Genomic DNA, 22,628 nt, shown 5'->3' on the forward strand with positions numbered 1-22,628 from the left:
TCCAGTTGCCCCAGGAGTTGCTCACGCCCAGCGCGATGCGGGTGGTCGCGCCACTGCCGACGACCGATACGCCGCCGAAGCCGAAGTTGGTTCCGCCGATCGGGTCGACGCTCTTGAGCAGCGTCCAGTTGCTGCCGTCGAACTTGTAGAACCTGCCGGGGCCGCCAGCGCCTGGCCCGGCGTCCTTGGTGAAGGCGATGTAGAACATGCCGTCTGCGGCGCGCGCCATGTGCGGGATGTGGTAGCCGGCGACCGGGACAGTGACCGCCGTCCAGGAGGTGCCGCCATTGGTCGACTTGTACAGGCTGGAACCCAGACCCGCTGCATTGGCGTAGTCCGGGGCGACGGCTGCGTAGATCGTCTGCGTGGCCGTGCCACTGCCCTTGGTGCCGGTGTCGTAGACGACCGTCTCGACGCCCATCGCCGTGCCGCCGTTGGCATTGATCTGGGCCTGGGTCATCTGCAGGGGCGACAGCGCCGTGAGCTGCGCCCAGGTGAGGCCCGAGTCCGTGCTCTTCCACAGGCCGGCCGTGCGCGAGCCGTAGAACAGCGTCGACGGCTTGTTGGGGTCGACCATCAGGCGTTCGCCCATGGCCCGGCCGGGGTTGTTGCCGCCGAGCGGGAAGGGCAGGGCGACGTGGGTCCAGTGGTCACCGCGGTCGCTGGAGATGTACAGGCGGCCGTTGCCTTCGGACACGGACAGGCCGGCGGCCATGTAGACGAGTTGGTCGTTGTTCGTATCGACGGCCATGCTCTCCACGCCGTGGAAACGGTTCTCGCCGCCGCTGAAGCCCAGGCCGTCGGTGATGGGCACCCAGGACGACGTGGGCTGGTGCCAGCGGTAGGCGCCACCGACGTCAGTGCGCGCGTACAGCAGGTTGGCGGTGGTCGGGTGGAAGACCAGGCCGGTGACGTAGCCGCCGCCGCCGAACTTCGCATTCGTCCAGGCGCCCACCTTGATGGAGAACGCCTGCTGGGTCTTGGCGCCACAGGTGTTGGTGTAGGTGGCGGTGGCCGTGCAGGCTGCGGGCGGCTGGATGGTCTGCTCGCGCGACCCACCGGCGGTGCCGCAGCCTCTCCATGTCCACATGCCGCCGGACGATGGCTGCGGGCCGAGGATGGCCGAGGCGCCGGTCTTGATGCTGGCCGATGCCGTTTGCGCCCACGAGCCGTTGGCGTTGATGTAGGGCGTGATGGCGGTCGGCGTGCAGCCGCTGTTGCGCTTGGCGGTGGCCACGCCGGAGTTGTAGCTGCCGGCGTTGGTCGTGAACTTGACCCAGTACCAATAGGGCGTGCCGTCGGCGGCCGTGGCATCCGCATAGCTGGTGGCGCTGGCCGCCGGGACGGCGATGCGGCTGCGACCGACCGGATTGGCATCGGTGTCGCGGTAGATCTCCAGCGACTTGACGGCGCCGCTGACCGTCCAGCCGAGTTGGACGTTGTTGGCCGTGCCGGTGGCCGTCAGGCAGACGGTGGTGCCGCCGCCGCTGCCGCAGCTTTGCGCCTGCGCGAGGCTGCCTGCGCTCGCGCCGAAGGCGAGCAGCAGGGCTGGTATCAAGGTTCGCATGTTCTACCTTTCAAGGATGAAAGTGCTCGGCCGGTTGTCTCCTCCGGATACGAGCTTTATGGAAGGGCGTGGCTCAGCGCATGGGCCTACATCCCTACAACGACGATGGAACTGGGTGGTGGTTTCAGCACCAAGCCTTGTGGGCCGGGCTTGGCCGAGAACGGCGCCATCGCGACGGCCTGCGTTGGGCTGACGCCATCGTGGCGGCGGCGAGGGCCAGTGCAGCAGCGAGGCTCTTCATTGATCGCGGCCTTGGCTATCCAGCCGCAGTTCGAGGTACTGGCCGCCGACGTCGGAATCGGCGAAGAGTTCGGCGGCGTCGAAGCTCAAGTCTCGATTTGGGGCCGAATCAATCGGCAAAGGGGTTTTAGTCATGTCGCGCTGACATAAATCGCCAGGTGGTCTAACCAATTTGTGAGCAGCGGTAACTCATCGGCTCAATCAGGCTCCAAGAGGAGTGCGGTCGACGAACGTGGCTGGTGTGCCGTCTGTGATGGGCGGCTGTCGTCGCTCGTTACGCTCCAAGCACCGATTTAAATGCGATTCGACGTCGAATCAATCGGCGAAAGCAACGACAGTTATGCCCTGCGGCCATCGTAGTTCGGTTGGCGGTCTGACCAATTAGGGGAAACCCATCAGCGCTACGGCGCCTGCCTGCCGGCGTACGTACAGGTTCAGAGGATCGCCAGCGGCGCATGCCGGGTGCGTGCGACCAATGTCCGGCCGGGAACGATCTCGACCGGCAGGACGATATTGCGCGGGCCGTCGTACGGCTCTCCACTGTGCTGCGCCTGGATCAATTGCATGAGGACGTTGACCGCCCGACGCCCCATTTCGAGCAGGGGCTGATTCACGGTCGCCAGGCGCAGTGCGCGCGCCAGCAAGGTGTTGTCGAAGCCAGCGATCGAGATGTCCCGAGGCACGTTCAGCCCTCGGGCCTCCAGCGCTGCTATGCACCCTAAGGCAATGTCGTCGTTGCCACAGAAGATGGCCTCGGGCAACGGTTCACCGCAGTGGTCGTGCAGCCACTTCTCCATCACCAGTTGACCGTCGCTCGCAGTGAACCAGGTGCGGATCACGTGGTTGAACGCAACTTCCACTCCGGTTTCGGCATGCGCGCGCAAAAAGCCATCGACACGGCGGTCCGCACTTTTGTTGTGCAGGGGTCCGCCCACGCAGAGGAGTTGGCGATAGCCAAGTTTCAGCATGTGGCGCGCGATGGCAAAGCCGCCCGCCTCATCATCCGCCTCGACGTTTACCTGGGCCTGCAGTTGCGTTGCGGCATGGATCGTGACCAAAGGCGTATGGGGTAGCAGCCAAGACGTGTTTTCATCTTCGAGATGCGGCGCCAGAACGACCAGCCCGTCGACGCGGCCGTCACACAGCGCGGGGATGCGCTTCTGCGCGTCTTTCCAGCCGCTCATTGGGAAGACGCACAGGGTCTGCTGGGCCTCCGTCGCGCCCCGCACGACGCCGTTGAACACTTCCATGAAGTAGGGGTTTGGATCCTCACTGGCAATGTTCGCGACGAAGCCGATGGAGTTGGCCCGTTGACGGCTGAGTGCACGCGCCGTCGCGTTTGGCCGGTAGTGCAGGCGCTCCGCCGCTGCGAGTACCCGTTCGCGCGTCTCCACTGATACGCGCGTCGAACCTTTTCCTGCGTTGAGCGCGCAGGATGCCGCTACATCCGACACGCCAGCTTCTCGCGCGACGTCAGCGAGTGTGGGGAGTTTGTGATGTCGGCTTTTCGTCGCCTGGGACGGTTTGGGTGTCGAGGCGGACACTGACCAGTGGCGGTGGAAACGGGCTGCGCACTTTAGCACCCGGGTCTCCCGCAGGCCGATGCGTTCAGCGGCCTGGCCGCCGAAGCTCGGTTTTGCTGCAGCAGGGTATGGCGGGCGGTTGCAGCCGGCTTTAGTCGCTGCCCATCGGCAAACCGCGACCCACCCGTTGCGCCCCAGCGGCACGATACGGCCGCCGTGGCGCGCCAGCCGGATGGCACCGCCAAGGGCAAGTTCGTCCGCAAGCTGTGCTCATGGGGCGGGGCTGTATCGGCTGTCGGCGGCGTGGCGGCCAAAGCGCTAGCAAAAGCGCTCGCGGAGCAACGGCAGCTGCAGCGTTCCGAGCGTCGCGGCGCGCCACAGCCATTCCAGCGGGCCCTGCGTGTATCGCCTCAGCCACCAGTGGGCGAAGGCAAGCTGCAAGGCGAACACGCCGAGCGCGAAGAACAGCGCATGGAACGGCCCGACGCTGCGGAACATCGCCAGCCCGAAGCCGTAGAAGAAGGGCACGCCCAACGCCGCCTGGGTGACATAGCAGGTCAGGCTCATGCGCCCGTACGGTGCAAATATGCCCAGCGCCCTTGCCGCCCGTGTGCCCACGTACAGCAGCGTGAAGCCCCCGGCCCAGACGGCCATCTGCGCCAGGTTGCCGTAGGCATTGACGAGGTTGCTGATGACCATCAGCCGTCCGTCTTTCAAGCCGAGACCCTGCACACCGCGCTGGGCGAACCACGTCAGGCCCCAGCCGACGATGCCGGCGATGAGCGCGCGCAAGGCAACCTGGCGCAGCTTTGGCGCGTCGAGCAGTACGCCGCTGCGGCCGATCAGCAGCCCGCACACGAACAGGCCCAGCATCTGCGGATAGCGGAAGGTCTCGATCGTCCACCACCATTTGGCGGCCTGCCCGGTCCAGGCATTCAGACGCACAACCTCGGCAAAGCTGCCCGCTGCGTACACGCCATCCGTCTGGCCGTAGAGATCCCAGTGATGCGGTCGCGCCGAGGTAAAGCTTGGGTCGGACAGCACCTGAAACACGCCGGGCCATTCGGGCAGTTGCAGCAGCAGCGCCACCGCCACCACAAGCAGCGCGCGGGTCGGCAGTTTGTTCAGCAGCACGAGGGGCAGGCCGAGCACGGCGATGACCATCAGCACGTCGCCGCCGTAGAGCAGGCCATGCAGATAGCCCAGCCCGCCGAGCAGCACGAGCCGCCAAACGAAGCGCGCCGAGGCGTTGCGGCTGGTGCGGCTCCAGCGATCCAGGGTGATGAAGAAGCTCACGCCGAACACCAGCGCGAAGATGGCATAGGCCTTGCCGCCGAAGATGGCGTAGGCGGCGTCCAGCACCTGCTGGTCCAGCATCACCTGCCAGCCTGGGCGGTGTTCGGGCATGCGAATCAAGTCCCAATGCTCCACCGCGTGCAGCAGGAGGATGCCAAACAGGGCCGAGCCCCGAAGGGCGTCGACGACGTCGATGCGTTTGCCGGACACGGCCTTCAGCGGAACAGGCGCTGCGCGAAGTGGAAGAGGTTCTCGGCCCAGCTGTCGCGGTCGTGGCCGTACTCGTCGACGTTCCAGACGTGCGGGATGTCGCTGGCCTTCAGCGCGCGGTGCACGCCCTGGGAGATGTTGATCAGCCCGTCCTTGTTGCCGCAGGACAGGTAGAGCAGCGCGAGCTGGCGGCGCGTATCGGCGGGGTCGGGCAGCAGTTCGGCGGCGGGCAGGGTGTTGGGCGCGGAGGAGAAGCCGCCGACCCAGGCAAAGGTGTCGAGGTGGGCCAGGCCGAAGTTCAGCGCCTGGCCGCCGCCCATCGACAGCCCGGCCAGCGCGCGCTGCCTGCGCTCGCCCAGGGCCGCGTACTTCGCTTCGACGGCCGGGATCAGGAACTCCAGCAGGTCGCGCTCGAACTTCGCAAAGCCAGCGGCGTTCTCCGCCGTGAACACGCGGTCTGGCGGTGGCGAGCGGTCGTCGGCCAAGGCGCGGCCGTTGGGCATCACGACGATCATCGGCAATGCCTTGCCGTCGGCGATCAGGTTGTCCAGCACTTGGGGCGCCCGCACATAGCCGCGCCACTCGTCCTGGTTGCCGCCAATGCCGTGCAGCAGGTAGAGCACCGGGTAGCGCCGCTCGGCGGAGTAGCCGGCCGGCAGGTAGACGCTGGCCAAGCGCTGCGTGCCGGTCACGGCCGAGCTGTAGGTGAGCTCCTCGATGCGGCCGGCCACCACGCCGGGCCGCGCATCGGCGAAGCCGGCGGGTGGCGCGGGGAAGGCGCGCACGTCGTCCGCTGCGAGCGTGATGGGGCGGCCGAAGTTGGCACGTGCTCGGTCGGGGGTGACGGTCTCGACGCCTTGCGCCGAGGCAGCGGAGGCGAGTGCCAGCAGGGCGATGGCGGCCAGTGTTTTGGTGTGTTGCATTTGGAGTGGTTGGGTCAGACGTAATCAGCTCTTGCGCCCGCGCCGCCAGGCGTCGACCACCTGCTTGGCCAGTGCGTCGGCCTCGCGTTGCTGCGCGGCGGTGAGGGGTGCCGACGGGATCATCTGTGAAACTGCATCGACTATTTTTCCCATCGTCTTTCCCATGCCCGGCATGCGCTCGTCCTCGATCTGGACATAGGCATTCCTGTAGCCGCTGCGCTGTGTCGGCGTGATGCCCATGCCGAGCGCCGCATCGCCTGATGCCATGGCAAGCGCCATCAACGTGTCAGGGTCGCCCGCCTGGGCAGCCTGGCGCACATCGGCCTGCAGTTTGGCGATCAGCGCCGGGTCCGCCTTGCCCTTGGCGTCGGGAGCCTGCAGCGATTGCAGATAGGCCATCGCCGCTCCTGCAGCCTTGCCGTCATAGGCCTTCTGCAACAGCTCGCCGCTGCGCGCCAGCGTGGCGGCATCAAAGACCTGGCAACGCCGCTGCTCGCGCTGGGCGTGGGCGATCTGCTCGTTGCTCACGCCTTCCTCGCCGCCCATGTCCTTAAGCATCTTCTTGGCATTGGCTGGCATCAGGTCCGGTTGATCGCGGACGGCAAACAGGGCTTCCGGGGCCTTGGCCGCCGTCGCGCATTGCTGCAGCGTCTGGGCTGCTTTCAGTGCATCTTCCGCAGTGCCGCCATTCAGGCCCAGCTGGACCTTGCGCAGGGACTCGGTCGACGATTCGCCTTCGGGCAGTGTTGCGCTGCTGGCGCGGCCCGGTGCCGCAGGCCTGCTCGCGGCGGGCGCCGGCGCTGACTGCGCCATGACGGCCGCCGCGCTGGCCACGTGGGCCGGTGCTGAGGGCAAGCCGAGTGCCGCAGCCGGCACGGCGGCCGGGGCTTCGCTGGCTGGTTGCTTGCCGTAGAGCCAGGCTCCGCCGGCAATTGCCACGGCGGCGGCGGCCATTGCATAGCGCGTGCGGTGGCCGGGGCGATCTGCTCGTGTCTTCATCTTGTGTACTCCCTGTATGAATCGCTCTTTGCCGCCCGGTCTATCCCGGTGCCGCCGCAGTAGCCGCAGGGCGCCCGAGCAGCCGGCGCGGAATGTCGTTACGGGTGAATCTCAGAGCTCGTGTGCGGGGCCTTGGTAGCTGAAGCGGCGCAGGCGCACCTCGCCCTCTCCAGCTGCGAAGACGGCCAGCCGCAGGCTGGCTAAGCCGTCTGAGACGGTCTGATGCAGGGCGGAGACTTCTCTGAGCCACGGGCTTTGCACCCAGGGGCCGTCGCCGATGGCGTGTTCGAAGGTGACGAGTTGCCGGCGGTTCGTCACGCGCAGGCGGTGATGGCAGCCGGGCACAGGTTGCTGCATCCAGCGGTGCTCCTGCCCGTAGCTGTAGGTGTGCATGTCCCCGTCGCCTATGCCCACGCCGACGAAGCCGCGCGCGTCATGAAACAGCGCCAGCCCGCCTTGGGCCGCGCCGGTCAGCTCGAACTCCACTTCGGCCACGTAGCTGCGGTCGCCAACCACGCAGGTCAGCGGCGAGCAGTCGGCCAGGCTCGTGCCTTTGCCGCGCAGCAGCAGCCCGGCACCGTCGTAGCGGGCGCGGTGCAGCTCGTCTGGGGCGGCGTTGAAGAAGCTCCACTGCAGGCCGAGACGGTCGCTGCTGAAGTCGTCGGAGAGCGGGGCGCCGGCCGGGCTGGCCGTGCCGTGGCGAGGTTTGCGCTGCGGCCGGTCGAGCCGGTCGCCCTTGACGCGGCACCAGCCGTCGCGGGTCCACTCGACGGGCTGCAGCAGCGTCTGCCGGCCCAGGCGGACGCCGTTCTCGTGGCCATGGCAGACCAGCCACCAGTCGCCCGCCGGGCCTTCCACCAGGTTGGCATGGCCGCTGGTCCACCAGGCCTCGGCGGCGCCGTTGGTGCGAGCGATCAGCGGGAAGGGGCAGGCCTCCCAGGGCCCCAGCAGTGAGGGCGAGCGCGCCATCGTCACCGCGTGGCTGCCGGCCGCCCCGTCGCTGCTGACGACGGCGCCTAGGCTGTAGAAGAACTCGCCCCGGCGCAGCAGCCGGGGTGCGTTGCCCGCGCCGGCCGGTGTCGGCACCAGCCCGCCCACGGTAGCCAGGCCATCGTCCGTGAGAGCGATGCGCCGCGCGCCGTTGACGAAGAGGTGGCGCCTGCCGTCCTCGTCGACCGCATGGGCCGGGTCCAGGCAGCCCTCCAATCCCAGATCGACGGGGTCGCTCCAGGGACCCAGGATGTTGTCGGCGTGGATGACGTGGATCGTCACGCGCCCACCCCGCTGCGCGGGGATGTAGACGAAGTAGCGGCCGTTGTGCCTGAGCAGGTTCGGGGCCCCCACCGTGCCGATGGGCTGGGTCAACGCGGCGGTGATGGGGGACCAGTTCACCAAGTCGCGCGAGTGCCAGATCACCGCGCCCGGGCAGGAGCGCAGCGACGAGAAGGTCATGTAGTAGTCGGCGCCGTCCTTCAGGATCGACGGATCGGGGTGGTCGCCGCCGACGATGGGATTGCGGAAACTGCCATCGCCCAGGTCGGCACGCCGCTGCCCCTCGACGCCCATGCCGAAGCGTTCGGGTGGGCCGGGTTCGGCGACGGCATCTGCCGCCGGCCGCGGGTTGCCGACCTGGGCGGAGTTCATGCCGGCGCGGGAAAGTCGGCGGCGCTCATGCGCGCGTGGCCGCGCTCGTCCAGCTTCGTCGTGATGCGCTGGCCCAGATAGCGCAGCGCGACGTTCGCCTTGGCCGGGCCGCGCAGGCGCACCCGCGTCAGGCGGCCGGCCTGCCAGTCGACGTCCAGCTCCAGCCCGCCATGCGCCCGCACGCCGTGCAGGCGGCCGTCGGGCCAGGCCTTGGGCAGCGCAGCCAGCAGGTGCACCTCGCCGCCCCAGGACTGCACGATCATCTCCAGGATGGCGGCGGCACCACCAAAGTTGCCGTCGATCTGGAAGGGCGGGTGGGCGTCGAACATGTTGGGGTAGGTGCGCGCCGGCCCCAGCAACCCCTGCAGGATCTTGTAAGCCCGCTCGCCGTCGCCCAGGCGCGTCCACAGCGCCAGGCGCCAGGCGGTGGCCCAGCCGGTGCTCTCGTCGCCACGGGCGTTGAGCGTCACGCGCGCGGCTGCGGCCAGCGCGGGCGTGTCGCGCACGTTGACCTGCTCGCTGGGGTAGACGGCATAGAGGTGCGAGACGTGGCGGTGGCGCTGATCTGTGGCCGACGAATCCCAGTCCTCCAGCCACTCCTGGAACTGGCCCTGCGCGCCGATGCGATCGGCCGGCAGGCGGGCTCGCGCCGTGCGGACGGCAGCGGTGAATGCCGGGTCGTCCTCACCAAGCTGGGCCTGCGCCGCAAGGGCCGCGTCGAACAGGTCGCGCAGGATCTGGCGGTCCATGGCCGGCCCGGCGCACAGGGCAATGTCGGTATGGTGGTTGTTCTCCGGCGACATGGACGGCGAGGTGACGAGGCCACGGCCCTTGGGGTCCTCCACCAGCGTGTCGACGAAGAACAGCGAGGCGCCCTTGAACAGCGGCAGCAGCCGGCGCAGCAGGGCCGGGCTGGGGTTGTACTGGTAGTGCTGCCAGAGCGTCGTGCACAGCCAAGCGCCACCCATGGGCCACATGCCCCACAGCGGGCCGTCCAGCGGAGCGGTGGCGCGCCACAGGTCGGTGTTGTGGTGGGCCACCCAGCCGCGCGCGCCGTAGCTGTCGCGCGCGGTGCGCACGCCGGTGACGGCGAGGTCCTCCACCAGCTTCAACAGCGGCTCGACGCACTCGCTCAGGTTCGCCGGCCCGGCGGGCCAGTAGTTCATTTCGGTGTTGATGTTGATCGTGTACTTGCCCTCCCACGGCGTGTGCAGCACCTCGTTCCACACCCCCTGCAGATTGGCCGGCTGGCTGCCCGGCCGCGAGGACGACAGCAGCAGGTAGCGCGCGTACTGCACATACATCGCGGCGAGCGCGGCGTCCGGCTGCCGGGGCACGTCCTTGATGCGGGCGTCCGTCGTGCGGGCATTCGCCGCCTGGCCGCCGAGGTCGATGTGCAGGCGGCGGAACAGCGCGCGGTGGGCCTTGAGATGGTCGTCGCGGAGCTTGGCAAACGGCTTGCGTGCGGCGGCGGCGGTGCGCTGGCGCACGGCGGCCACCGGGTCGCCGCTGGTGTCCTGCCAGTTCACATAGCTGGTCTCGCCGGCAACGACCAGCGTCAGCCGGCGCGCGCCGCGAACCTGAAGACGGTCGCCGACGGCCTCAATGCGACCGTCCCCCACCGCCTGTACGCGCAGCGCATAGCGCAGCTGGCCGGGAATGCCGAAGGCCTGCACGTTGCGGCCCTCGATCAGCAGCGCGTCGCTGCCGTCCGCGCGCACCACCAGCGGCGCCGGCCGCTTCTCGGCAAAGAGCGATTCACGGTGGTCCCAGGGCGCGCCGACGAAGACCACGCCGTGGGCGTCGTATTGGGTGTCGCCGAAGCCGCCGTAGGGCTGGTAGTCGGGGTGGCGGTAGCCGAGGTCGAGGTCGAACGTGCCGTCGCCCTCGATCTCCAGGCGGATCACCGTGACCTGGTCCGGCACGCTGCAGAAGGCCTCGCGCCGGTGGCGGCCGCTGCCGTCGATGAAGGTGGTGGTGGCGATGGCGCTGTCGAGGTCCAGGCTGCGCCGGTAGCGCGCCGCAGCCTTCACGCCGGGGAAGTCGAGCAGCAGGTCACCGGCGCCGCTGAAGGGCATCTGCTTGATCGGCTTGCCCATCAGCGCCTCGGAGACGAGATCGTTGGCCTCCTTCCAGCGTTCCTCGTTGATGAGAGCGCGAACCTGGGGCAGGGCGTCGTGAAACTTCGGGTTGTCCTGGATGTAGGGGCCGCCGCCGTAGAGCGTGTCGATGTTGAACTGCAGGCGCTCCTGGGCCGGGCGGCCGAAGACCATGGTGCCCAGGCGCCCGCTGCCCAGCGGCAGCGCCTCGATCCACGGGCCGGCGGGCTGGTCGTACCAGAGCGTGGGCGAGTCGTCGGCCAACCGGGCCGCACCGCTGCGCGCAAAGGCCGGCAGTGCGGCCAGGCTGCAGGCCAGCGTGCTGCCGGCGACGAAGCCGCGGCGGGTGGTGAAGGCGCTCGTCATGGTTGGCCCGCCATCAGCTTGGCCAGCGTTGGCGCCATCGCGCGCTGCCAGAGGCCGTAGCCCTTGTCGTTGGGGTGCAGCAGGTCGGGCATGATGTCCTTGCTCAGCGTGCCATCGGCGTTCAGCAGCGCGGCGTTGATGTTGAGGAATTGCACGGTCTTGCCGTCGGCATAGCTCTCGATGAGCTTGTTGACGCGCTCGTTGATGGCGCGCTGGCCGTCGTCGGGCTTCTCGCCGCGCGGGAAAATGGCCAGCAGCAGCACCTTCGTCTTCGGCAGCCGTTGCTGGATCTCGTCAATCAGGCGCTTGATGCCGGCGGCGGTCGTTGCGGGGTTCTCGGCGCGGTGGCCGGTGTTGTTGGTGCCGATCATCAGCACGGCGACCTTGGGCGCGATGCCGTCGATCTCGCCATGCTGCAGACGCCACAGCACGTTCTCCGTGCGGTCGCCGCCGAAGCCCAGCGCCAGCCCGTGGGGCTTGGCATAGTGGCGCTGCCAGACCGCACGGCCGTCCTTCTCCCAGTTCTGGGTGATGGAGTCGCCGATGAAGACGATCTGCGGCGGCGTGCCGGCCTCGATGAGCTTGCGCTTCTCTTCGAGCTTCTCCTGGTGGCGCGGTAGCCACCAGTCGATGGCCCAGGATTCGTCCAGCATCGCGGGCGTGATGGACTCCGTGCGGTAGTCCGGGCAGGCAAGACCTGGCTTGGCTTGGCGCGTGATGCGCACATTGGCCACGCTGACACGGCCGCTGCCCGTGCTGTCCAGCGCGAACGGCAGCTTCACCTTGGAGAAGTCGGCGCCCTCGCGCACAAAGCAGCTCATGGCCAGGGCGATGTGCTGCCAGCCCTTGCCGGCCGCAGCGCGTGCGGGCTCGATGAGGTTGACGCCGCGCTCGCAGCCGTCGCCGCAGGCCACCTTGGCCTTGATGCCGCCCTGGCCTAGCTCGGCCACATCCAGGTCGAACTCCAGCGTGCCGCCGAGGTAGGGCCGCAGGTCCATCGGCTGGCGCGACTCGAAGCGCAGCGTGGCTTGCCAGAGCTGTTTCCAGTCCAGCAACACGGCGTCCCGCTGGCCGGCGCTGCTGCGCACGCTGGCGCCAAGGGTGCTGGCGCGCGCGTACTCGGCGGTGGGCGCCGGCACGACGACGCTGTCGCCGCTGAGTTCGGCCTGGGACTCCCAGTGGCCGACGACGGTGCGCCAGGCGGCGGCCGGCGCGGGCAGGATGGTGATGTCGGGCGCGGCCTGTGCCAGGGCGCTGAAGGCCGACGTGGTCAGTAGCGCGCCAAGGAGGGTCTTGCGAACAGCGCTCACTTGTAGCGCCCCATCTTGACCTTGATGACGCGTGGGTTCGCGACGAAGTTCAGGCCCCAGTCGGTCTGGTCGCCGTTCCAACGCCTCTCCATGACCCACTTGCCATTCGCGTCATAACGGCCTTCTTCCGCGTACTCGATCAGCGCGCGGCCGCTGCCTTCGGCATCGTCGATGCGCACGCGCGCCTGCTGGCCCACCAGCAGGAATTCGTCGTCGCCGATCTGCGCGATGGATACACCGCCCACCAGCTTGGCTGCATGTGCCGGCGCCTCCTTCTGGTTGCTCGGCCATTCACGCTCGCCGAACTGCCATTGGCCGAAGGTGACGTGCGCCTTCCAGCCCTTCATGGTGACGAACTGGTCGGCATGGTCGTCGGGCTCGGCCACGCCGTGGGTGCGGCCTTCGAAGGCCCATTGCGCCCATTGGCGCTGCATCGGCCGGAAGGCGGCAAAGATCTTGGCGAAAGGTTCCAGGGTGGCCTTGTCGTTGGTCTTGGCGCCGAGCGGGTAGTTGGCGTAGTCGAAGTAGTCGATGCCGAAGGGCGAGACGCCGATGGCGCCGCTGCCGAGCACCGGGTAGAGGTAGCGCGCATACAGCTCGGCGTTGCCGATCTCGGGCACGAACAGCGCGTTGTCGGGGCGGTTGAACTTGTCCAGGTTGGCGACGAGCTTGGTCGACTCGGCGTTGTAGATGTCCGGCCCGACGATGTCGATGGCAGGCGCGGCGGCCTTGTAGATGTCGATGACGTCGTAGGTCGGGCCGCCGCTGGCGAAGTTCTTGTTCCAGGGCTTGGGCGGCTGCTCCAGCGGGTCGCGCAGCGCGTTGTTCACGTACATCGGCAGGTCGTAGACGGCGCGGCCGGCCTTGGCGATCTCGCCGATGTAGCGGGCCTTGGCCCAGGCGTGGAAATACTCGTCGGCATAGTCGCCGTAGACGGCGCGCCAGTTGCCCTTGGCCGCGCCCGGCACCGGCGCCTTCTTGCGCGCCAGCACGGCGGCCGGCACGTCCTGCTCGAAGAGGGCCTGCGCCCGCTGGCCGAAGTCACGCACCAGGCCGAAGGTGCCGACCTCGTTTTCCACCTGCACCATCAGCACGGTGCGGTCCTTCTCGTCGATCTTCTTCAGGTGCGCCATCAGCGCCGTGAAGGCGCGCTTGTCGGCCTTCAGCGTCTCATCGCCCAGTGGCGAGAGGCAGTAGCTGTTCTTGCCCTCCTGGTCGACCATGCGCGGGAAGCGCTGGTTGTCGAACTTGACCCAGGCCGGCGTGTACTGCGGGCTGGTGTTTTTCCAGGTGCCGAACCACAGCAGCACCACATGCACCTTGTGCTCGCGGGCCTGCTTGATGAGGGTGTCGACGAAGGAGAAGTCGAAGCGGCCTTCGACCGGCTCGACCTGCTCCCAGGCCACCGGTACCTCGACGGTGTTGGCATGGATGTCGGCGACGGCGGGCCAGACCTTCTTCAGCGCCTCGGGGTAGTTGCTGGAGTTGTGGACCTGGGCGCCGAGGATGGTGAACGGGGCGCCGTCGACGAACAGCGCGTGGCGGCCGTCGCGCTCGACGAGGCGGGGCAACTCGGCGGCGGCCGCGATGGAGGAGACGAACAGGCTGAGCGCCGCCAGCCCGAGCGGGCGGAGGGAGCCAATGAGGAGCTTCGACATGGGGGCTGTTTGAGTTCGCGTGACCGCGCCCCGCAGGACGGGCCGAAGATGGATGGGGTCAACAGGCGCAGCCGCGAGTAATGAAACTCCGCAGCGCGACGGGCATGGCGGACCTGGGCGTCGGGTCAACCCAGCCGACTCGGATTCGTACAGGCAACTTCGGTCAAACCTCTTTGGTCATGCCACTTTGCCATAATTGCTTTTTTGGTAAGACCGGTAAATACCCGCAGCGCTCGAGTCCCTGAGTGATTTCGCTGGGGTTTTCCTGGTGTGGTGCAACTTTTGCGTCTGGGAGCGCTAGCATTTGGTCAGTCCAATTTGTGATGTCAGGGGAGACATGGCCAATAACCATCGCAGCGGCGAAGCGCGCCGCCAATACCAGCTGGTTGCCGATCGGATCCGCGCGTTCATCGAGTCGGAAGGCGTCGCCCCCGGTTCTCGCTTGCCGGCCGAGCGTGAGCTGGCGCTTCAACTCGGCGTATCGCGCCCGTCGCTGCGCGAGGCCCTCATCGCCTTGGAGATCGACGGTCGCATCGAAATTCGCGGCGGCTCGGGCGTGTACGTCTGCGCGACTCAGCCCCCCGGCGAAGTCTCGACCTCCGCGCTGGGGGAAAGCCCCGCGGAGCTGATGCATGCTCGCGTCGTGCTTGAGAGCGCCGTCATCACACTGGCTGCCGCCCGTGTCACGAAGGCCGGTTTGCAGCGCATCGAAAGCGCGTTGAACGCGATGCGTGACGACCACGCCAATGGCCGAAAGCCGGTCGAAGCGGACCGGCGCTTTCACATGAGCATTGCCGAGATGGGCGGCAATTCCGTGCTGGTCGGCATGGTGGAAGCGCTGTTCGATGGCCGTCACAGCCCGATCTCGTCGCACATGAGCGGACGGGTCGAAACAGTGCACACCTGGCAGACGGCGCTTGGGGAGCATGAGGCCATCCTCCACGCGCTGGAGGCGCGCAACCCCCATGCAGCTGCAGCCGCGATGTGCAGCCATTTGCTGGCCTCACATGGCCGCTGGGTCGGCGAGCCGGCCGAGCCGGTCCCGCGCAGCGCGATCACCGCCTGAAGTAGCGGCCGTCACTCACATCACGGCACCCAGTTGCCAGGGCACGAACTCGTTGTCGCCCAGGCCGTGTTGCTCGCTGAGCGTCGCCCGGCCTGAGGCGGTCTCCAGCATCAGCCGGAACAACACTTCGCCGGCCTCGGCCACCGTCTGGGTGCCATCAACGATGCCGCCGGCGTTGAAGTCCATGTCCAGCGGCATGCGTTCGAACAGGCGGGTGTTGGTGGCCAGCTTCAGCGACGGCGTGGGCTTGCAGCCGTAGGTCGAGCCGCGCCCGGTGGTGAAGCAGATCAGGTTGGCGCCGCCCGCCACCTGGCCGGTGGCCGACACCGGGTCGTAGCCCGGCGTGTCCATGAAGACGAGGCCAGGGCCGCTGACCGGCTGGGCGTACTCCACCACCTCGGTCAGCGTGCTGCTGCCGGCCTTGGCGACGGCGCCGAGGGACTTTTCCAGGATGGTGGTGATGCCGCCCGCCTTGTTGCCCGGCGAGGGGTTGTTGTCCAGCTCGGCGCCGTTGCGGGCGGCGTAGTCCTCCCACCAGCGCAGCCGGGCGAGCAGCCGTTCTGCCACCTCGGGTGAGGCGGCGCGGGCGGTCAGCAGGTGCTCGGCGCCGTAGATCTCTGGCGTCTCCGACAGGATGGCCGTGCCGCCGTGGCTGACCAGCAGGTCCACCGCCGCGCCCAGCGCCGGATTGGCGCTGATGCCGGAATAGCCGTCCGAGCCGCCGCATTGCAGGCCGACGACGAGGTGAGACAGCGGCACGCGCCTGCGCTTCGCCGCAGCTGCCTGCGCGGCGAGCTCGCGGACGATCTGCTGGCCTCGCGCGATGGCCTCGCGCGTGCCGCCCGCGTCCTGGATGGTCAGCGCGTGCACACGCTGTCGCGCCTCGGGCTCCAGCCCCTGCAGCAAGGGGCCAACCTGGTTGACCTCGCAGCCCAGGCCGATCAGCACGACGGCCGCGAAATTGGGGTGACCGGCGTAGCCGCGCAAGGTGCGCTGTAGCAGCTGCAGACCCTCGCCCTCGCTCATGCCGCAGCCGCTGCCGTGGGTGATGGCCACCACGCCGTCCACGCCGGGGAAGGCGGCCAGCGCGGCGCCGTCGAAGGATTGGGCGATGGCCTTGCAGACGGTGGCCGAGCAGTTCACGCTGGACAACACGCCGATGTAGTTGCGCGTGCCGACACGGCCGTCGGCGCGCAGATAGCCGTCGAAGCCGAGGGCCTGGTCGCCGGCCAGCGGCTCGGCGGGTTGGCGGGCCGTGGCCTGTGCTGCGGAGGGGATGCGTGCCATTTCGAGGTTGTGCACGTGGACGTGCTCGCCGGCCGAGATCGCCGTGCTGGCCACCCCGATGGGCTGGCCGTACTTCAGCACGACCTCGTCGCGTGCGATGTCGCGCAGCGCGATCTTGTGGCCGGAGGCTATGGCCTCGCGCACCCGCAGCTGGGGCAACGCCTGGCCTTCGGCCAGCGGCGCGCGCGCCACGGCGACGTTGTCGCCGGCGTGCAGCACGATCAGCGCAGATGGGGCTTCAGTCGACATGAAAGACGCACTCCATCGATGCCCAGTGTTCGCCTGCGGCGCGGCTTTCCAGCGGGCGCTGGCAGGGGCTGCAGAAGGTCCACCAGCGCTGCGTCTCGGGGTCGGCGGCGATGGCGGCCATGTCGGCGTCGTAGTCGCTGCCGTGGTACTCCCAGCAGCCGAACAGCAGGTTCTCAGGCTCGCGCAGGAAGATTCTGTAGTTGCGGATGTTGGAGGCGGCCAGGCGCGCCAGCACCGCAGGCCAGACGGCTGCGTGCAGGCGTTTGTACTCGGCGATGTGTTCCGGCGCGATGCCGATCACCATGCCCATGCGTTCCATTATTTTTCCTTGGATCAGCCGGCAAACAAGGCGGCGTTCAAACGGGGTTGCGCAAGGGCCGGCACGTGCAGCCGCGCCAGCTCGACCACCGGCAACAGCCGCCGGGCCTTCTTCTGGTCGTGGTTCTGGGCGATGTCCGCCAGGCGATGGGCGAGGAAGGGGTTCAACAGACGGTTGCGCAGGCCGTGGAGGTAGTCCCGCGCCTGCTCGCCTTGCCCCAGCGCGTCGAGCACGGGCAGCACCTCCTGCTGCCAGGCCTGCTCCAGTGCGTCGCGCAACACGGGGTCTTGCATGGCTTGCAGCACGGTCATGTCGGCGGCGAGACGAGCGTTCATCCACTGCTCGGCGAGCAGTGTGTGGCCGAGGTTCAACAAGAAAAGCTTGAGCCGCTCATAACGTTCGAGATCGTCGGTGAGCACGATGGACGGGTGCACGCAGGGCAGTTGCAGGCGCGGCTGCGCTTCGATGGCCCACAGCGCGTAGGGCTCGGTCACGGCGCCCACCGGCTGCAGGGGCTCCGACACGATGCGGTCGACCAGCGAATTGGCCCATACCGGTTGGGACTGCAACCAGTCGACGAATGGGGGCGTGCATTGCCAAGCCACGGCCAGGTCGACCACGAGCTTGCGCAGGCTGTCGCCGTTGCGGGAGACCAGCTCGCAGGGCAGCAGGGTCAGCTCAGCCAGCGGCCGCGCCTGCCAGCGGTCGTGCAGCAGCACGAGCAGCTTGGCGGGGAAGGAGGCCGGCGCTGCGGCTGTTTCGGCGAGGAGATCAGGGCCGTCGCCGGGCGCGAGCGCCCAACCGCTGTCGCCGGTGTTGGAGACGATGACCTGCACCGGCCCGCGCACCCGCTCGCGCACGGTCGGCCAGTCCGTGGCGGCATGCAAAGCCTCGCGTACCGAGCGGCAGGTTCTTCGCTCCTCCTGCGGCTGTCCGTCGACCAGCCCGCGCACGAGGACGTCGAACCCGTCGGCACGCGCCAGCGCCTGCGTGCGCAGCGTGCTGGCCGGGTTGCCGGTGCTCTGCACCACGGTGATGCCGCCCAGCGCCTGGCCTTGCTCGGCCGCCTCGCTGACGAAGAGATCGACGTGCGCCTGCAGGAAGCGGCTGGTGCCGAACTGCAGGATGGGGTGGCCAGAGTTCATGGCTGGTTCATTTCCGTTTCGAGGCGACGCGCGCGGGCTCCGGGCCGAGCGCCGGGCCGCTCCCAAGCCGGCCCGTCAGGCGATGTGCGAGCGGGGCACGCCCCGCGAGCATCGCCGTCCCCCCGGGGGACCGACCAGACTCGCTCGCGTTCAGCGACGCGAGGTTGGGCGAGGGGCAGTTTCATCTCAGGCTCCTGCGATTCACTTCCTGGGCTTGGTCGCACCGCGCGGCGCGGGCTTGGGGCTGCCCGGATCTTCGGCCTTCGCGTGCGGGCGCAACTTCAGCTCGTCGATATCGCGCGTGCTGAGCACCACATCCTTGGCCACGACGGTGCCGGCCTTCAGCGTGATGTCGGCGGTGCTCGCTGGCGCGATCTTCGCGTCGGCGCTCTGCAGCACCACCTGCAGCTTGGCGCCGTCGCCCAGCGCCGCGGTCTGCTTTTCGTCCAGCACGAAGGCGTAGTAGCCCGACTCGTCGATCTTCACCGACGGCACGCCCTCGACCGGCTTGCCGTCGGCCTTCACCAGCACCGCGTTCATCGGCCCGGCTGCGCGCTGCGTGCTGTCGGTCACGCGGCCGTGGATCAGGGCGCCGGTCTTGGTCACCGGCGGCACCCGGATCGCGGCGACTTCGCGCTCGGTGTCGAGCACGCCGACGCGCTCGCGCAGCTTGCGTTCGATCTCGCCGAGGCGGGCGATGCGGACGTCACCCGTATTGCGTCGGGCCAGGCGCTGCGCCTCACGCTGCACCAGCAGTTGGGACGCGAGTTGCAGGCTGCGCAGATGGTCGAGGTTGACGCTGCGCTCGGCCTGCGCGCCTTCGATCAGCTCCTGCAGATCGTGCTTGGCGCTGGTGATGCCGTGATTGATCAGCTTCATGATGAGGGCCTTCAGCCGAGGGGTTTGACCAGCAGCGAGCCGGTCATGTTGACGCGGCCGCACAGCGCGGACGGGTTGAGCACCTGGTTGCCCTGCTGCACCTCGGCCATGCCGGGGTTGCTGTCCAGCACGATGATGCAGTGGTCGCCCTGGTTGAACGAGCTGTTGTTCGCGCGTGTGCCAAGGCTCATCAGCGACATGAGGGTCTCGACCTGCTGTTCCTTCCAGCGGTTGCCGCTCGCGCGCACCGTGTTGGCCAGCAGCAGCGCGTTCGAGAACACGGTGCCGGCCTGCAGGCTGACCGACTGGTTGTCCTGGTATGACAAGTCGTCGAGACAGACCATCAGGTGCGAGGCCACGGCCGTGTGCGCGCGGCCGGTGCGCGATTGGTTGTCGTTGAACTGCGTGTTGCCCGGCGGCAGCAAGGCCTGCGCGGCAGCGGCGCGGCCGACCGCGATCTGCGCCGGCTGCAGGCGTGCGCGCGACGCGCTGGTGGCGAGGCTGCTGACCGGCACGGTCGAGGTGGCAGGCGCCAGTGTCGGGGCGGGCACCACCGGTGGCGCCGGTGAGACCGGGTTGTTCGGGTTGACCGAGGGCGGCGGCGGCGGAGGGTCGCCCGCGACGCTGCCTGGCCGCTCGATGGCCATCCCCGGCGCCGAGTTCTGCACGCCGCCAAGGTTGTAGATCAGCACCGTGCCGCCGAGCTTTTCGAGGGTGCTCTCGCCGGCGGTCTCGCTGGCAAAGGCGTTGTCGTTGATTTGCAGCGGCCCGATTGCGCGGATGTACAGCGCGCAGCCCGACGGCTGGATCACGCTGTTGCCGCACACGCGCGCGGCGGGGCGGCCGCCGATGTCGGTGGTCTTGTTGCCACTGAGCGCGGCGAGCAGACCGAAGGCCGAGGCCATGCCGAGCAGGATGCCGCCGCGCTTGCCGGGGTTGACGACGTCGTTGGCGCCCGGCGTCCCGCCGTTCTCAAGCACCTGGTTGCCGCGGATGTCGAGGTCTTCGCCGTACTGCACGAAGATGCCGCAGGCCGGCTCGGTGGCCGAGCTCCCGTTCTTCTCGATGCGGTTGCCCTCGATCAGCACGTCGTCCACCAGCCCAAGCGAGATGCCGCCCAGGCCGCGCACCTGGGCCTCGGCGCGCAGCGTGTTGTCGAACAGGTTGCGCAGGTTGCCCGCGAGCGTGTTGTCACGGATCACCAGGCGCACGACCGGGCTGCCGAGCAGGCTTTGCGCGGCGGCCAGGGCACTGCGCTGGAAGACGCTGTTGAGCGAGGACTTGGGCTGCGACGGCGGCACGCCGATGCCCGACAGGCCCATCGCGTTGACGGTGTTGCGGGAGATCTCGATGTCGTAGAGGAAACCATCGTCGACCTCGGGTGCGGGCGGCGTCTCCTCGGCGCGCAGGCGGATCTCGAGCGTCCACACGCTGTCGGACACCTGCCGGGCGTCGACAGCGTCGATCTCGAGCCCGACCGCGCCTTCGGTCACCCGGTAGACGCCGCGCGCGATGCTGAAGGACGCGATGCCACTGGTGTTGGTCACCTGCGGCGCGGGCGAGCTGCCGGTGCCGGTGTTGGTGAGGCCGACCTGCACGCCGGCCATCGGCGTGCCGTCCGGGCCGCGCACCAGCGCTAGCACGCGCGCATCGCCCGAGGTCATGTCGAACAGGAACTCTTTGGGCGGTTCTTCCGGCACCACCTCGACCGCTGCCGCACCCAGCGTGATGCCGTTGCCGGCGCCGCCGACCACGGTGTTCTCCAGCACCTTCACACGCTCGCTGCCGCCGCCGAGCTGGATGCCGCCGAGCGCGCGGTACGGGTTGAGCAGCAGACTCAGCAGCGGCAGCATGGGCAGCGCGACCGCCCACACGACGTTGACGTAGGCCAGGAACAGCCTCGGGTTGGCGAAGGTGAATTCGAGCCGCGCGCAGGGGTCGGTCGGGTCGATGGGGTCGTCGCCGTCGTCGGGCGTGTCGATCGGCGGCATGTCGTCGAAGGGCAGCAGCCGGATGTCGTTGCGCTCGACCACGCTGTCGTCGCCGGCCAGGTAAATGCCGACGCCGCTGTTGCGCTTGTCGAGCATGCGGATGCGGTTGTGCCGCACGTTGACGCCGGCAACGTTGCGCGCAAAGACGGCGTTGGTGCAGGCCAGGATGCGGTGCTGCGCGATCTCGATGTCGTGCGTCGCACCGGGCTTGCTGCCCTCGACCACGATGGCGCTGCCGCCGAGCGTGAACAAGTCCATGTGCAGCAGCTCGATGTCGTGCGAGTCGATCACGTGGAAGATCGGCAGGCTCGCGCCATTGGCGCGCGGTGTGACCTTGGTGCGCACGCCGCAGCCGCGGATCGTCACGTGCTCGCGGCCCTGGATCACGGCGTTGGTGTGGTGCAGCCCGGGCATCAGGCAGATCTCGCCGCCCGACGCCGGCAGGTGGCGCAGCGCCTCCTCGATCGAGTTGAAGTCGCCGAAGCTCGTGATGCCGTCGCCCACGTTGTAGGTGCAGCAGATCTTCTGGTTGGTGAGGGGGCGGAAGATCTTGCGGCAGTCCTCGATCTCGCCGGCGTCGAAGCTCGCGCTGAAGGCCGCGTTCGGGGCCGCGTTCCACGTGATCTCGGCCAGCGCCACGCGCCGGTACACCACCCCGTGCGGCGGCGTGTTGGTGGGCCAGATCGGCGCTGCGAAGGCCGCACCCGACGCGCGCACCGGGAAGCCCCAGTAGTCGCCCGGGCGGTAGTTGGTGTTGCCGGCAGTGGGGGCCTCGAACTCCAGGCGGATGCCGTCCTTCAGCTCAACGGTAGAGCCGGCCGGAAAATCGGCGACGCGCGCGATGCCGTTCCACAGGCGGAAGAAGCCGGTGGCCGGCGGCGCCGCGGGCCAGGTGCCCTGGATGTTCGACAAGCCGAGCAGGCCGTCGCCGCTGCGCACGGCATCGGCGCTGAAAACGATGCGCCAGGCCCCGAGCGCGGCGTCGAACTGCAGCGCTTCGAGGTAGAACGACGACAGGCCGCACAGGTCGACCTGCTGCACGTTGGCCGTCACGGCCACGCTGCCGGTGCCGGGCGCCACGCCGGCGCTGAAGATGCCTCGCCCGACCAGGCCGCCGTTGAACTGCGACCACTTGAAACGCGCGTCCCCGGCCAGCGGCTCGGCGACCTCGACGCGGTACAGGTAATGCTCCAGCCCGGTGTAGCCGCCACCGGCCTCCAGCGGGCAGTCGCCGCTGATCGCGAGCACGGGCGCGGGCGACACCGTCAACCGACCCTTGGGGCCGTCGACCAGCGCCGCGACCGCCGAGCAATCCTCGTTCGCGCCCAGACGCAGCAGGCGAGCCACCGCGAACGCGCGCAGGCGCTCGGTGGTGTCGGGCCCACCGAGCGCGGGCTCGATCAGGTCGGCCGGCTGCTGGAAGCCGTTGACCGTGTCTTCCCACACCTCCAGCAGCAGGGCGTCGCGCACGCCGGCCGCGATGCTCGCGGGCGAGGTGGCTGGCGCCGTGGTGGGCGTAAGGGGCGGCTCAAGGTAGGTGGCGGTCAGCGTGCTCGGTGCGGCGAGCGACACCGGCACGCCCGCGGCCCAGGCGCGGCCGGCGAGCAGCTCGATCTGCACGATCGTGCCATCGGTCTTGGCGCTGACGACCTTGAACGCATCGGCCTGCGCCGCCGGCACCGCCAGCACGTTGGGGCCGAAGGTGTCGGCCGCCGCTGCGGTGCGCAGGCGTGCGTCGATCTGTTGCGCGGCGTTCCAGTCGCGGTCGAGCAGCACCCGGCCCTGCTGATGCAGTACGCCGGTGTAGGCATCGGCGGCGCCAGTGCCGAGGTAGGAGAAATCGCCCTTCATGGCAGA

Annotated in this window: 14 protein-coding genes and 1 pseudogene; 1 reads left to right on the forward strand and 14 read right to left on the reverse strand. The window is 68.7% G+C overall.

Annotated elements, in window-relative coordinates; all coding sequences use genetic code 11:
• From ABIS05_RS08635 to ABIS05_RS08675, 9 genes and pseudogenes are all read right to left on the reverse strand, one after another.
• A pseudogene (locus ABIS05_RS08635) lies at nt 1–1,567 on the reverse strand (hypothetical protein); the annotation flags it as partial.
• Nucleotides 1,568–2,241: 674 nt separating this feature from the next.
• Nucleotides 2,242–3,534, reverse strand: a complete 1,293-nt coding sequence (locus ABIS05_RS08640) for a LacI family DNA-binding transcriptional regulator (RefSeq protein WP_348013293.1) — start codon at nt 3,532–3,534, stop codon at nt 2,242–2,244.
• 114 nt (nt 3,535–3,648) lie between these two features.
• A complete protein-coding gene (locus ABIS05_RS08645; RefSeq protein WP_348013294.1) occupies nt 3,649–4,836 on the reverse strand; it encodes a DUF418 domain-containing protein in 1,188 nt (395 codons plus the stop codon).
• A 5-nt stretch (nt 4,837–4,841) separates the two neighbouring features.
• Entirely contained in the window at nt 4,842–5,759 is a 918-nt protein-coding gene (locus tag ABIS05_RS08650) for an alpha/beta hydrolase-fold protein (protein WP_348013295.1), read from the reverse strand.
• A 24-nt stretch (nt 5,760–5,783) separates the two neighbouring features.
• Entirely contained in the window at nt 5,784–6,758 is a 975-nt protein-coding gene (locus tag ABIS05_RS08655; RefSeq protein ID WP_348013296.1) for a hypothetical protein, read from the reverse strand.
• A gap of 111 nt (nt 6,759–6,869) precedes the next feature.
• Nucleotides 6,870–8,402, reverse strand: a complete 1,533-nt coding sequence (locus tag ABIS05_RS08660; RefSeq protein WP_348013297.1) for a family 43 glycosylhydrolase — start codon at nt 8,400–8,402, stop codon at nt 6,870–6,872.
• The gene (locus tag ABIS05_RS08665) at nt 8,399–10,867 is read right to left on the reverse strand and encodes a glycoside hydrolase family 95 protein (RefSeq protein WP_348013298.1); all 2,469 of its coding nucleotides are present in this window, start codon (nt 10,865–10,867) and stop codon (nt 8,399–8,401) included. The genes ABIS05_RS08660 and ABIS05_RS08665 overlap by 4 nt, the downstream gene beginning before the upstream one ends.
• A complete protein-coding gene (locus ABIS05_RS08670) occupies nt 10,864–12,177 on the reverse strand; it encodes a GDSL-type esterase/lipase family protein (RefSeq protein ID WP_348013299.1) in 1,314 nt (437 codons plus the stop codon). The genes ABIS05_RS08665 and ABIS05_RS08670 overlap by 4 nt, the downstream gene beginning before the upstream one ends.
• Nucleotides 12,174–13,835 carry a DUF5597 domain-containing protein gene (locus ABIS05_RS08675; protein ID WP_348013300.1) on the reverse strand — a complete coding sequence of 554 codons (1,662 nt, stop codon included), beginning with the start codon at nt 13,833–13,835 and terminating at the stop codon, nt 12,174–12,176. Before ABIS05_RS08675 ends, ABIS05_RS08670 begins: the two co-directional genes overlap by 4 nt.
• Before the next feature lie 337 nt (nt 13,836–14,172).
• Here ABIS05_RS08675 and ABIS05_RS08680 point away from each other — a divergent pair, with 337 nt between their 5' ends.
• A complete protein-coding gene (locus ABIS05_RS08680; RefSeq protein WP_348013301.1) occupies nt 14,173–14,901 on the forward strand; it encodes a FadR/GntR family transcriptional regulator in 729 nt (242 codons plus the stop codon).
• Between the two features lie 15 nt (nt 14,902–14,916).
• Here the strand turns inward: ABIS05_RS08680 and ABIS05_RS08685 are convergent, their stop codons facing one another.
• The 5 genes from ABIS05_RS08685 to ABIS05_RS08705 form a co-directional block, all read right to left on the reverse strand.
• Nucleotides 14,917–16,437, reverse strand: coding sequence for an altronate dehydratase family protein (locus ABIS05_RS08685; protein WP_348013302.1), 1,521 nt, complete (start codon nt 16,435–16,437; stop codon nt 14,917–14,919).
• Entirely contained in the window at nt 16,427–16,756 is a 330-nt protein-coding gene (locus ABIS05_RS08690) for an L-rhamnose mutarotase (RefSeq protein WP_348013303.1), read from the reverse strand. The genes ABIS05_RS08685 and ABIS05_RS08690 overlap by 11 nt, the downstream gene beginning before the upstream one ends.
• 14 nt (nt 16,757–16,770) lie before the next feature.
• Entirely contained in the window at nt 16,771–17,901 is a 1,131-nt protein-coding gene (locus ABIS05_RS08695; RefSeq protein WP_348013304.1) for a mannitol dehydrogenase family protein, read from the reverse strand.
• 201 nt (nt 17,902–18,102) lie between these two features.
• On the reverse strand, nt 18,103–18,780 hold the full coding sequence (locus tag ABIS05_RS08700) for a hypothetical protein (RefSeq protein WP_348013305.1): 678 nt from the start codon (nt 18,778–18,780) through the stop codon (nt 18,103–18,105).
• A gap of 11 nt (nt 18,781–18,791) precedes the next feature.
• Nucleotides 18,792–22,622 (reverse strand): DUF6519 domain-containing protein, encoded by a 3,831-nt coding sequence (locus ABIS05_RS08705; RefSeq protein WP_348013306.1) that lies wholly within the window; start codon nt 22,620–22,622, stop codon nt 18,792–18,794.
• Nucleotides 22,623–22,628 lie beyond the last annotated feature (6 nt).

It is taken from the genome of Roseateles sp. (assembly GCF_039929605.1).
GTDB lineage: Bacteria > Pseudomonadota > Gammaproteobacteria > Burkholderiales > Burkholderiaceae_C > Pelomonas.